The sequence below is a fragment of the Halocynthiibacter namhaensis genome, assembly GCF_000812685.1.
Taxonomy (GTDB): domain Bacteria; phylum Pseudomonadota; class Alphaproteobacteria; order Rhodobacterales; family Rhodobacteraceae; genus Halocynthiibacter; species Halocynthiibacter namhaensis.
The window spans coordinates 36696-49096 of sequence record NZ_JWIF01000063.1 but is presented as its reverse complement, the minus strand read 5'-3'; the positions used below and the strand labels follow the sequence as shown (position 1 = coordinate 49096).

The 12401-nt window shown below is 54.2% G+C and carries 11 protein-coding genes; 6 read left to right on the top strand and 5 right to left on the bottom strand.

Annotated elements, in window-relative coordinates:
• Nucleotide 1: 1 nt before the first annotated feature.
• Nucleotides 2-844, top strand: a complete 843-nt coding sequence (locus RJ38_RS13140; protein WP_039019339.1) for a carbon-nitrogen hydrolase family protein — start codon at nt 2-4, stop codon at nt 842-844.
• Nucleotides 845-850: 6 nt separating this feature from the next.
• Here the strand turns inward: RJ38_RS13140 and RJ38_RS13135 are convergent, their stop codons facing one another.
• On the bottom strand, nt 851-1621 hold the full coding sequence (locus RJ38_RS13135) for an ion transporter (RefSeq protein ID WP_039019462.1): 771 nt from the start codon (nt 1619-1621) through the stop codon (nt 851-853).
• A 146-nt stretch (nt 1622-1767) separates the two neighbouring features.
• Between RJ38_RS13135 and RJ38_RS13130 the strand changes: the two genes are divergently transcribed.
• The 5 genes from RJ38_RS13130 (at nt 1768) to mdoH (ending at nt 8759) form a co-directional block, all read left to right on the top strand.
• Entirely contained in the window at nt 1768-2622 is an 855-nt protein-coding gene (locus RJ38_RS13130; protein ID WP_039019338.1) for an SDR family oxidoreductase, read from the top strand.
• A gap of 195 nt (nt 2623-2817) precedes the next feature.
• Complete coding sequence (locus tag RJ38_RS13125) at nt 2818-4173, top strand: tetratricopeptide repeat protein (RefSeq protein ID WP_039019337.1); 1356 nt, start codon at nt 2818-2820, stop codon at nt 4171-4173.
• 28 nt (nt 4174-4201) lie between these two features.
• On the top strand, nt 4202-5368 hold the full coding sequence (locus tag RJ38_RS13120; RefSeq protein WP_238321704.1) for an OpgC family protein: 1167 nt from the start codon (nt 4202-4204) through the stop codon (nt 5366-5368).
• Nucleotides 5368-6876, top strand: coding sequence for an OpgD/OpgG family glucan biosynthesis protein (locus RJ38_RS13115; protein WP_039019335.1), 1509 nt, complete (start codon nt 5368-5370; stop codon nt 6874-6876). Before RJ38_RS13120 ends, RJ38_RS13115 begins: the two co-directional genes overlap by 1 nt.
• Nucleotides 6852-8759, top strand: coding sequence for a glucans biosynthesis glucosyltransferase MdoH (gene mdoH / locus RJ38_RS13110; RefSeq protein WP_238321703.1), 1908 nt, complete (start codon nt 6852-6854; stop codon nt 8757-8759). Before RJ38_RS13115 ends, mdoH begins: the two co-directional genes overlap by 25 nt.
• Before the next feature lies 1 nt (nt 8760).
• Here the strand turns inward: mdoH and RJ38_RS13105 are convergent, their stop codons facing one another.
• The 4 genes from RJ38_RS13105 to hutU all read right to left on the bottom strand — a co-directional run bounded on the left by RJ38_RS13105 (nt 8761) and on the right by hutU (nt 12392).
• Nucleotides 8761-9573, bottom strand: coding sequence for a CE1 family esterase (locus RJ38_RS13105; RefSeq protein WP_238321702.1), 813 nt, complete (start codon nt 9571-9573; stop codon nt 8761-8763).
• 3 nt (nt 9574-9576) lie between these two features.
• Nucleotides 9577-10026, bottom strand: a complete 450-nt coding sequence (locus RJ38_RS13100; protein ID WP_039019334.1) for a rhodanese-like domain-containing protein — start codon at nt 10024-10026, stop codon at nt 9577-9579.
• Nucleotides 10027-10040: 14 nt separating this feature from the next.
• Nucleotides 10041-10559 (bottom strand): YHS domain-containing (seleno)protein, encoded by a 519-nt coding sequence (locus tag RJ38_RS13095; RefSeq protein WP_039019333.1) that lies wholly within the window; start codon nt 10557-10559, stop codon nt 10041-10043.
• Between the two features lie 153 nt (nt 10560-10712).
• Nucleotides 10713-12392 (bottom strand): urocanate hydratase, encoded by a 1680-nt coding sequence (gene hutU / locus RJ38_RS13090; protein WP_039019332.1) that lies wholly within the window; start codon nt 12390-12392, stop codon nt 10713-10715.
• Nucleotides 12393-12401: the final 9 nt, after the last annotated feature.

The window sequence follows — 12401 nt, the reverse complement described above, 5'->3', positions numbered from 1 at the left end:
AATGCACACCATCACCGCCGCGACCCAACCACTGACACTGCTTGCCTGTCAGATTGACATTCCGACCATGACCAGTGCCGCCGAACGTGATGCGCATCTTTCAAAATCCGCCGACAAACTGCGCGCCCAGCTACAGGCGAAATCCGCGGATCTTGTGGTGTTGCCCGAACTGTCCAGCATTGATTATTCCCGTGCCACCTTCGATCAACTCGATGTCATTGCCGAACCATTGGATGGCGCATCCTTCCAAACCTGGCGTGCGGTTGCCCAGGAATTCAACGCTCATATTTCCTACAGTTTCGCCCGGCGCGATGAGACAGGCACCTATATCGCCATCGCGGTTGTCGGGCCGGACGGCGTTTTGGTTGGCCATTACGACAAGCTGCATATGTGCCAATACGGTGCCTCGATGGAAAAAGATTACTTTGACCGTGGCGACCACATCTTCACCTTCAAAGTCGGCGGCCTGACCATAGCACCGATCATTTGTTACGACATTCGCATCCCAGAACTGTCGCGCACGCTGACCCTGGACCACGACGTTGATCTGATCTTGCATTGCGGCGCTTATTATCGCGATGAATCCTTCGCCACTTGGCATGCTTTCGCCACCACACGCGCAATGGAAAACCAAGTCTTCTTCCTGTCGCTGAACCGCGCCGGCGAAACCTATGGCAACTCACTGTTCTGTAAACCATGGATGGATGAAAACACGCATCCGATCCATTTCAAGGACGCAGCTGAGGACTTCCAATTCATCACTTTGGATCCATCTGACATCCCCAAGGTGCGTGAAGATTACACCTTCCTAAAGGACCGGCTGGAAGATTATAGCACGCTTTAATCAGGCCTATTTGCGTTGTTCTTTCAGCATTTTCTCGATGCTTTCAAGACGCGCCATGACCTCGTCGCGGTGATTATCAGTGCGTTCCACGTCGTCTTCGTGGTGCGCATCTTGCATGGAATTCACGATCAGGCCGACCAGTAAGTTCACCACCGCAAAAGTGGTAAGCAAGATAAACGGTACAAAGAAAACCCACGCATAGGGTTGTTCAATCATCACCGGACGCACGATGCCCATGGACCAGCTTTCCAGCGTCATGATCTGAAACAATGTGTAAGCAGAACTGCCAAGTGTGCCAAACCATTCAGGAAATTCTGGGCCAAACAAACGTGTTGCGATCACCGCCCCGATGTAAAAGATCAAAGCCATCAACAAAAACACAGACGCCATCCCCGGCAAGGCTGACAGAAAACCTTCCACCACGCGACGCAGGCGCGGGGCAGCAGAAATCACACGCAGCACACGCAAAATGCGCAACGCACGCAACACCCGGAAATCCCCACCACCGGGAACCAAGGCCAAGCCCACAACCGTAAAGTCGAATAAGTTCCAACCATTGCGGAAAAACGCCAAACGATGCACGAATAGCTTCAAACTGATTTCCACAATGAAAATCGCCAAACACAGCCCATCCAAAAGCCGGATAAGACCGCCAATACTCGCCATCACCGCATCATAGGTTTCCAAACCCAATAAAACCGCATTCAGCAGAATAACCGCCAGAATAAAGTTCTGAAATTTTACGCCTTCAACGATGTTGCGGATGGTCTGTTGCATAACCCTGCCTTTGTGCTTTTCCCGCGCCTTACTGACGCCCAGCCCCCAATCATTCAACCCCTTACTCAGGCTGATGTAATGCAAATATTGCGCATTTCGGCGGATCTTCTCTTGTGTCCAATCTGTGCTGGGCACAAAATAGGCGCATGACAAAACATCTTCTCAGCATCGGGCACGGTCTTTCCGCGCGTACATTTTCGCCTCTGCTTCAGGCACAGGGTTGGTCCATAACTGGCACCACACGCAGCGCCGAGAAAGCCGAAATCATCGCGAAAACCGGCGTCACCCCTTTGATTTGGCCCACGGGCGATCTTGACGCGGCCATTGCGCAGGCGGATGCAATCCTGATTTCCAGCGGCCCCTCTGCAGAGGGTTGCCCCGTGCTGACCACCAGCACCAAAGCGATCATCAAACGCGCCCCGCATCTGACCTGGGTTGGATATCTGTCGACCACGGGCGTCTATGGCGACCACCAAGGCGGATGGGTGACCGAGGATACCAAGATTGAGCCCGCCACCCGCCGTGGACAATGGCGTAAAGACGCTGAAAACGCCTGGCTGAAACTGGCCACGGATCACGGCCTTCCCGTGCACATCTTTCGCCTTGCCGGGATATATGGCCCAGGGCGCGGCCCGATCGCCAAGATCCTGAACGGCACCGCGCGTCGTATCATCAAGAAAAACCAAGTGTTTTCCCGCATCCATGTCGACGATATCGCACAGGTTTTGCTGGCCTCACTAAACGCCCCCAATCCAGGGCGTGTGTATAATGTCTGTGACAATGATCCCGCACCACCCCAAGACGTACTGGCCCATGCCGCGCGCCTACTGGGGCGTGACGTGCCCCCCGAAGAAGACTTCGAAACCGCCGAAATGACACCGATGGCGCGCAGTTTTTATGCGACCAGCAAACGTGTAAGCAATAAGCGCATCACATCTGAACTTGGCGTCACCTTAAAATATCCCGATTACAAATCCTGCCTTCAAGCGTTGATGGACTGACTTTAAACGAAAAATCAGCAAAACCACACCAAAAGAAATCCGCTTCAAGGCTGATTTTCGCTGGTTTCACACTGTTCTTCGGGATTCATTACACCTTTGGTCAAATGGACGTTACCTGCTGCAACATCGGGTATGCGCCCGCGTTGTCCCCCCCTACAATGGCCAAAGTTTTTTACCCTGAGAGTAACCCAAACCATGAACGACATTTTCGGCACCGAGGTTTCCCTGGAAACCACCGCAGCTCGCGACAGCTGGAATAAAATGCAGATGGCCTTTCTGGCGCATTCCGCCGCGACCCCGAACCATTTGGCAGATGTCTTGGAACGTGAACCTGGGTTTGCCGCTGCGCATGCGGTGAAGGGCCTTTTCTATATGATGCTTGGCAAACGCGAATTGATCGAGGTCGCGATTGAGGCCAATAAAACCGCGCAATCCTGTCCAAAATCGCCCCTAAAACGCGAGCGATCCTTCGTCCGCGCGCTTAACCTGTGGCTTGCCGGGCATATGATCCAGGCGCGCGATGAAGTTGAAACAATCTTAATCGCGACACCAACCGACAGCCTGGCGATGAAAATCTCCCACGCAATGTCCTTCATCATGGGCGATCGTCAAATGATGCGCCGCTCGCTTGAAAGCGTGCTTCCATCCTATGACCCCACCCATAAAGCCAGCGGTTATATCAAGGGCTGTTACGCTTTTGCGTTGGAAGAAACAGGCGACTACACCCGCGCCGAAGAAATCGGTCGCGAAGGCGTTTTGCAAGCCCCCGATGACGCTTGGGGCTTGCATGCTGTCGCCCATGTTTATGACATGACCGCACAAACCACCAAAGGTCTTGATTGGCTCACAGGGCGCGAAAAATCCTGGGCGCATTGCAACAATTTCCGCTATCACGTTTGGTGGCACAAGGCTCTAATGCTGCTTGAATCGGGCCATATTGACCAAGTGATGGATCTATATGACACCGAAATTCGCGCGGATAAAACAGATGATTATCGTGATATTTCCAACGCGACGGCCCTGTTGTCCCGCCTTGAACTTTACGGTCACAATGTCGGCAATCGCTGGGAAGAACTGGCGGCTTTTTCCGAAAATCGCACCGAAGATGGTTGCCTGATCTTTGCTGACCTTCATTACATGCTGGCCCTGATGGGCGGCAATCGCAAGGACGCCATCCGCAAGATCATGGCCCGGATGCAACGTGATGCCGCACGCAATGGGTCTGACAGTGATCGCGTGATGGCCTCACCTGGGCTGTCTGCCATGTCCGGTCTCGAAGCCTTTTCTGAGGCCGATTTCACCGGTGCATTCGCCAACCTATCCGCGGCGCGCAGTCAAATGCAATTGGCCGGTGGCAGTCACGCCCAGCGCGATATTTTTGAACGTATCACCATTGATGCCGGCATTCGCAGCGGCGCATTTGCACAAGCCGAAGCCATTTTGAAAGATCGCCAGACGAATCGTGGTGGCGCTGAAGATAATTTTGCGTCAGTACGCTTTCAAATGATCTCCGACGCGCGCGGCGATGCACAAAAACAACCTGCCGAATAAGCACATTACAAAAGAACCCACACATATTATGAGCGCCCAACCCGCCCCCATCGTCCAGGCCCCAACCCTGCGTGACCCAAGGCTCGATTTCTATCGTGGCCTTGCGATGTTTATCATTCTCGTCGCCCATATTCCCGGCAACACCTGGACCCTTTGGATCCCCGCGCGTTTTGGTTTCTCCGATGCAACCGAGATCTTTGTCTTCTGTTCTGGCATGGCCTCGGCCATTGCTTTCGGTCGCAGTTTTGCCAATCGTGGTTGGTTTCTCGGCACGGCGCGTGTGCTGTTTCGCTGCTGGCAGGTCTATTGGGCGCATATCGGCACATTTCTTGTGATCGCTTTGCTCATGGCAATGATCGACAACAGCGCGTTGTTTGAGAAAAGCTATATCGGGTCGCTGAACCTTTGGCCGTTTTTCAACACGCCCCAAAGCCAACTGCCCGCCTTGATGACCTTAACCTACGTGCCGAATTATTTCGATGTGTTGCCCATGTATATCGGCATCCTGTTGATGATGCCGATTGTCGTTGGCCTGCGCAACATTCACCTGTCGGTGGCGATCGCCTTTGTGATCGCCGTCTGGCTTTTGGCGAATTTCGACATGGCACAATTCCCAGCCGAGCCCTGGAGCCAACGCGAATGGTTCTTCAACCCCTTCGGTTGGCAACTGATCTTTTTCACAGGTTTCGCATGGATGGCAGGTTGGATCCCAGCCCCCCCACGGCATATCTTACTGGCAGGCTTGTCGGTGATCATCATCTTGGGCACAGTGCCCTTCGCCTACTTCCGGTTTTTGCGTGAATATGAAAGCCTGCGCGATATTGCCGGTTCTATCCGCTTTCTCACCGAGAAAACCGACTTTGGCCTGTTCAGATATCTTCACTTCCTCGCATTGGCCTATCTTGGTTGGTGGGTTGCGGGCGAAAATGGTCACCGCATCATGGCAACCGGCCAAAGCATGGCCGCAAAAGCATGGCGCGTTGTGCTAACGTTGATCCTGAAAGTTGGCCAGCAATCTTTGGCCGTCTTCGTCTTCTCAATGGTGCTGGCGCGGATGTTGGGTTTTGCCTTGGATCAAACCCACAAAACCGCCTTTGACATGTTCGCTGCAAACATCATCGGTTTTGCCCTGATCATTGGCGTCGCTTATTTGGCGGGCTGGTTCAAATCCCAACCTTGGCGGAGGAAAGCATGATGCACAGACGTGGTTTTCTCACCGCCTTGGCCGCAGCCGCCGCAATGCCCCGCCCTGCTGTTTCAGGTCCCGAACTGGGCGATGCTCAGCCATTTTCGGTGTCTGCTTTATATGACATGGCCCAAGAACTGGCCACCAGCGCCTATCAACCCATGGCCGAGGTTCCCCAAGCTTGGAAAGACCTGTCCTACGACCAATACAAAAGCATTTGGTTTCGCGGCGCAGATGCGGTTTGGCGCAACACCGATAGCCCCTTCCAAGTCGAGATGTTCCACCCTGGTCTGTATTTCCCCCGCCCGGTGAAAATTTCACTGGTCGAAGATGGCTTGGCCCGCGAGTTGAAATTCGATTTATCTGCCTTCGATAAAACCGACCAGGTCCCAGATCTTCCTGTGGATGAAACTCTTGGATATTCCGGCTTTCGCTTGACGACGGAATTGAAAAGGCCCGGCGTTTTCCAAGAGTTTTTTGTGATGCAAGGCGCAAGCTATTTCCGCGCAGTGGCCCGTGACCAAAACTATGGCCAATCCGCGCGTGGGCTGGCCATTGGCACCGCATCTTCTGAAGGCGAAGAGTTCCCGGATTTCACACATTTCTGGATCGAACGCGCAGCCCCTGGACGGCAACAAATCACAATACACGCCCTGTTGAATTCACCCTCTGTCGCCGGGATCTACAGCTTTGATATATCCCCTGGCACGCCAACCCTGATGGATGTGCGCGCCCAGATCTATCCTCGCGTGGCCTTGTCACGCTTTGGCCTTGGCCCGTTGACCAGTATGTTCCTGTTTGACGAAACCAACCGGTCGATGTTTGATGATTTCCGCCCCGCCGTGCACGACACAGATGGCCTGTTGATGCGCAATGGTGCAGGCGAAACATTGTGGCGCCCACTGGCAAATCCGAAATCTTTGCAGGTCTCAAGCTTTGTTGACGACAATCCGCAAGGGTTTGGCCTGATGCAGCGCGCCCGTGATCTGGCCGATTTCGCCGATCTCGAAGCGCATTATCACACGCGCCCCGGGCTGTGGGTTGAACCCGGCGAGAATTGGGGCAAGGGCGCTGTAACCCTTGTTGAAATCCCAGCGGATCGCGAAATATACGACAACATCGTGGCCTATTGGCAACCGCAAACACCCCTAGAGGCCGGGCAGATGCATCGCTTCAGCTATCAACTCAGCTGGGGGGAAGACCCTGCTTTGCAAAACCCAGTGTCGCGTGTTGTGAACACACGTATGGGGGAACGTTTTGGCGGTGGTCGGATCACCACGATTGATTTTGAAGACAGTGTCGATTTTCCTGAAGACCTCGCGAACCTAACTGTGCAGGCCAACACAAGCACCGGTGAAGTGACGCCCGCGATCTTGCAACGCAACCCCCAAACCGGCGGCCTACGCGCGGCCTTCACCTTCCACGCAGGCGAGGCAACTTCAGCCGAACTGCGCGCCCAAATTCTGCTTGATGGCCGGTCCATCAGCGAAGTATGGCTCTATCGATGGACAGCGTGAAACACATCGATATGCCGGCGTTTATGCCAGCGCGTGCGCCACTTGATATGCCGGTGCAAAATCTACGTGCGTCTTATAGCGACGGGGATGCGCCCGGTTGGCGACGCACGCGTGCCCGATTGTGGAAATTGGCCACGTTCCTGCCCGCAATGGTGACGACAGCGCTTTTGTTGACGGCCTTCACCGATTGGCTTTCCACCGGGGGCTTTGGTTGGCTCGAATATCTATTGATCGCATTGGTCGGCCTTACATTTTTCTGGATTTCACTGTCCGTGGCCACGGCATCCCTGGGCTTGATCGGGTTCTTCCTGACCTCGAACCGCATGACCACCCAAGGTCTGCCGAAAAATCAAATTCCGACCCAAAACGTCGCCCTCTTGGTGCCGATCTATAACGAGAACCCAAACGATGTGTTCGGGAATGCCGCAGCGATGCTGTCCGAATTGGACGTCTTGCCCTCCCAACATAACTTCAGCTTGTTTGTCTTGTCAGACACCCGCATGGATGACATCGCGGATGCGGAATTGCGCGCCTTTGCCAGATTGCGCCACAAACTGCCCACAGATTGCAATATTTTCTATCGCCGACGCGCGACGAATTCCGACCGCAAAACAGGTAACCTAGCAGATTGGATTGAAGGTTGGGGTGGCGGATATGACGCCATGCTTGTGTTGGATGCCGACAGTCTGATGAGTGGTGAGGCCATTATTGCATTGTCCGATGAGCTGGCCTGTGATCCATCCGCTGGCCTGATCCAATCGGCCCCGGAACTTATTGGCGCAGAAACGCTTTTTGCCCGACTTCAGCAGTTTTCCGGCACCACCTATGGCGGTCCTTTGTCTGTTGGACTTGCCATGTGGTCCAACCGCGAAAGCAACTATTGGGGTCATAATGCGATCATCCGCACCCGCGCGTTTGCCACCTCTGCTGGCCTGCCCCGCCTGCGTGGTTTGCGGGGGGCTGATCGTTTGATCATGTCACATGACTATGTCGAAGCGGGCCTGCTGCGCCGCGCCGGTTGGGCGGTTCGTTTTATGCCACAGATCAAAGGCAGTTTTGAAGAAACACCCCCCACCCTTGTCGATTACGCCCTGCGCGACCGGCGCTGGTGCCAAGGCAATTTGCAACATCTACGCATCATCCCGACCCGTGGCTTGCATGCTGTGTCTAGGTTTCACATGCTACATGGCGCGATCAGTTATCTGTTGTCTCCGGCTTGGTTCGCCCTGCTTTTGGTCTGGGCGCTGCTGGCCAATGGCGAGGGTGAAAACCTCGTTTCTTATTTCAGTGACAGCAACCCCACCATGCCAGTTTGGCCACATATGAGCACAGTAAATTCCATTTTGATCCTGATCTTCATGTATGCGATGTTGTTGGCGCCAAAATTCATGGGTGCCATGACCGTCTGGGCCCAACCCAATGTGCGCAAAGCGTATGGCGGCCACCGTCAGTTCTTTATTTCGTTCATCGCTGAAATCTTCGCCTCTGTCCTATACGCGCCGATTATGATGGTGCAGCAAACCGTCGCCGTGCTGCGCACAGCAGTTGGATTTCGGGAACAATGGGAACCACAACGCCGCGAGGCCGAATCTTATTCTTGGCAGGTTCTGCTAAAATTCCACCTGTTGGAAACCTGCATTGGCATAGCACTTTTGGTTGGGATCGCGTCCGGGCTTGTGTCTTTATGGTTGCTGCCCATCGCAATCAGCCTTGCAGGTGCTGTGCCACTGTCCGCACTGTCAGGCTTGAATTTCCGCTCACGCAATTGGCCACATCTGGGCACACCGATTGAATTCTCAACCCCGCAGATCATCACGCAGGCGAAAACCTGGCGGGCAGAATTGCGAGACAGCTTACACCATCAACCCAAAGCCGCAGAATAAATCAGGGAAGCGCTTCAAACCAATCAAGCGCCATATCCGCCCAACCCGCAGGCACCGTATGACCACCAGGAAACAACGCCAATTCCAGCGCTGAGCCTGGGGCGCAATCCGTCCATTTCCGGCGCATGAATATCCCGTCTTCGCGCATTTCCCCCGCGTGGGGTTGTTGGCATTCATTTGCCAAACGCAGGGTTTCAAACGCCGAAAACACGTTCCCCTGGATAAAGCCTGATCCGACTTCGCGCCCTTCGATCGGTACGGTTTTATCCGCCCAACCATGGGTGTGCAGCAGCCGTATGGGCGCCGTGCAATACGCGGGTTCGGGACGCCAAAAACTGCCTGCTACGGGCGCGAAAGCGGCATATCCGTCAGGATCGTTACAGGCAACATAACTGGTCATTGATCCGCCAAGACTGAACCCCGCCAAAAGAACCCGATCCGCGTCTAGGCCAAATTGGTCAACCGCATCTTGGATGACCTCGGACAGAAAATTGGCCTCATCACGGCCCTGAACAGAATTCGGATGGAAATTCCAAGCCGTCGCGCGCCCTTCCTTCAAAGCGTTCGGACTGATCAACGCATAACCGCGATCAAGGATGTCACCGGCAATATTTGGATTATTCTGCGATGCCATCCCATGACTGCCATAACCATGCAGAAAAACCACTACGGGCGCATCCTGGGCCGCATCTGGCATTGAAACATGATAGTCGCCGTTTTCGGTGATACATGGCGTATCCGCCCCGCCGCATGCGGCCTGCGCCCCGGTGGCCGCACATAAAAAAAGGCCCGTGAATGTCATTTGTTTCAGCATGGTTTATCTCTGAACGCTTTCTGTTGGCAGGTCACGCGCAAGCCAGCCCGGCCCAGCTGTTGATCCCAACATGCCCTCAGGCACATCGATGATATTGGTAAAGCCTGCATCCAGCAGGCGTTGACTGGTCCGATTGGACCGGACGCCACTTGCGCAAATCAAAGCGACCGGCGCGGCGCGGTCATGGTCGACCAGATTTTCAAGCTTCGCGATAAAACCATCATCGCGCAGATCAATCGCCCAAGCGCCTTCGCCAACACCTGTCGCGGCCCATTCACGAGGGCTACGAATATCGACCAATGTAATTTCACCCGCCTTGGCACGCGCATGGGCTTCAATTGGGGTGATCTGTTGCCCTTCAAAGGGCAGGCGCTTGGCATACCATACCCCACCGCCCCCAATCGCAACGGCTGCAAGAATGACATTGCGACGGGACATCAACGGGTGGGGCATGGGTTAACCTATCGTTAGTTCTGAATGGGTGCCTCAGATAACCACTGCGGGATGGTAGATGTCGATGCGGCATCTGGCTCTATCGCAGGCCAATTACCCTGAGCCAAGTTAATATTGCCCGGAATGTCTTTCTCAAAGAAACCCACAACAACGGGCGTGATATTCACATAAAGCTTGTCATCCACAATGCGCCAAAGGTTGGGATTGCCTGGAACTTTACCGCCACGGGACACGCCATAAGCACAATGCCCATCATATTGCGGCGCAAAGGCGGCAGGGTTCTCCAGAAAACGCGCGCGGTTTTCCTCGGACGAGAACGCCCAGTTCGCACCGTTATATTCCGCGGTGATAGATGCATTCCCCGGAACCGCCTCTGTCTGAGGTGTTCCAATCGCGTTTTGCTCAAGATCGAAATAGGCAACAACATCATAGCCAGAAACCGCATATCCGGTTTCATCTACATATTGGTCGCCCGCAAATGTAGCCGTCGTGGAAATCGCCAATGCGGACAGAGAGATAAGAAGGTTCTTCATGACAGGTATCCTTTGGTTACGCCGTTTCTTCTAGTGCTACAGGAATTGCCAAATCGTGAAAGCCCGCCTCACAGTGTTGTGACCAATCGTGCAAAAAATAAGAGCGCCCGAAATTCGGACGCTCTCACCTCACGTGCCAGGTTACGTATAGGGTTAAAGGATACCTGGCAGGTTCAGACCGTGTTCACGTGCATGATCTTTTGCAATCTCATATCCCGCATCCGCATGGCGCATCACGCCGGTTGCCGGATCGTTCCACAACACGCGGTTCAAACGGCGCGCCGCGTCATCCGTGCCGTCGGCGCAAATCACAACACCTGAATGCTGCGAAAAGCCCATACCAACGCCGCCGCCGTGATGCAAGCTCACCCAAGTTGCACCAGAAGCCGTGTTCAAAAGCGCATTCAAAAGTGGCCAATCCGACACCGCATCAGACCCATCCATCATGGATTCTGTTTCGCGGTTTGGTGACGCAACAGAGCCTGAATCAAGATGATCACGTCCAATCACAACCGGTGCGGAAAGTTCGCCCGTGCGCACCATTTCGTTAAACGCAAGGCCCGCTTTATGACGATCGCCCAAGCCGATCCAACAAATCCGCGCAGGCAAACCTTGGAAGGCAATCCGTTCAGATGCCATATCAAGCCAGCGGTGCAGATCGTGATTATCTGGGAACAATTCTTTCATCTTCGCATCGGTTTTGCGGATATCTTCCGGATCACCAGACAGGGCAACCCAACGGAATGGGCCGATGCCTTTGCAGAACAATGGACGAATATAGGCCGGCACAAATCCTGGGAAATCAAAGGCATTTTCCAGACCTTCTTCCAGCGCCATCTGGCGGATGTTATTGCCGTAATCCACGGTTGGAATGCCCATCGCGTGGAAATCACACATCGCCTTCACTTGGACCTTCATCGAGGCACGAGCGGCTCTATCCACCGCTTTAGGGTCTGATTCACGCTTATCTTTCCACTGCGCCATAGTCCAATTCTGCGGCAGGTATCCGTTCACAGGATCATGTGCAGACGTCTGGTCGGTCACGATGTCAGGGCGCATGCCACCCGCATTTGCACGTTCCACAAGTTCCTTGAAAACATCCGCCGCATTACCCAAAAGACCCACAGATTTTGCCTCGCCCGCTTTGGTCCAGGCGTCGATCATCGCAAGGGCCTCATCAAGCGTTTCGGCCCTTTCATCAAGATATTTCGTGCGCAGACGGAAATCGATGCTGTCAGGGTTACATTCAACAGCCAAGCAACAGGCACCGGCAAAAACGGCCGCCAAAGGTTGCGCGCCCCCCATGCCACCAAGACCACCGGTCAAGATCCATTTGCCCGTCAGATCGCCGCCAAAATGTTGACGCCCTGCTTCTGCAAATGTCTCATAGGTGCCCTGAACAATGCCCTGGGTGCCAATGTAAATCCAAGACCCAGCCGTCATCTGACCGTACATCATCAAGCCTTTTTTATCGAGCTCGTTGAAGTGATCCCAATTCGCCCAATGCGGCACAAGGTTTGAGTTCGCGATCAACACGCGCGGCGCGTCTTTGTGGGTTTGGAACACACCAACGGGTTTGCCCGATTGCACCATCAAGGTCTGGTCTTCTTCCAGCGTCTTCAACGTCTCAACGATCAGGTCAAAATCTTTCCAGGTCCGTGCAGCCCGCCCAATGCCGCCATAAACCACCAGTTCATGTGGGTTTTCGGCGACATCTGGATGCAGGTTGTTCATCAACATCCGCATCGGCGCTTCTGTCATCCAAGATTTCGCGGTGATTTCAGTGCCCGTTGCAGGGAAGACGTCGCGGGTATTTTTGCGTGGATCGCTCATGTGGGGTCT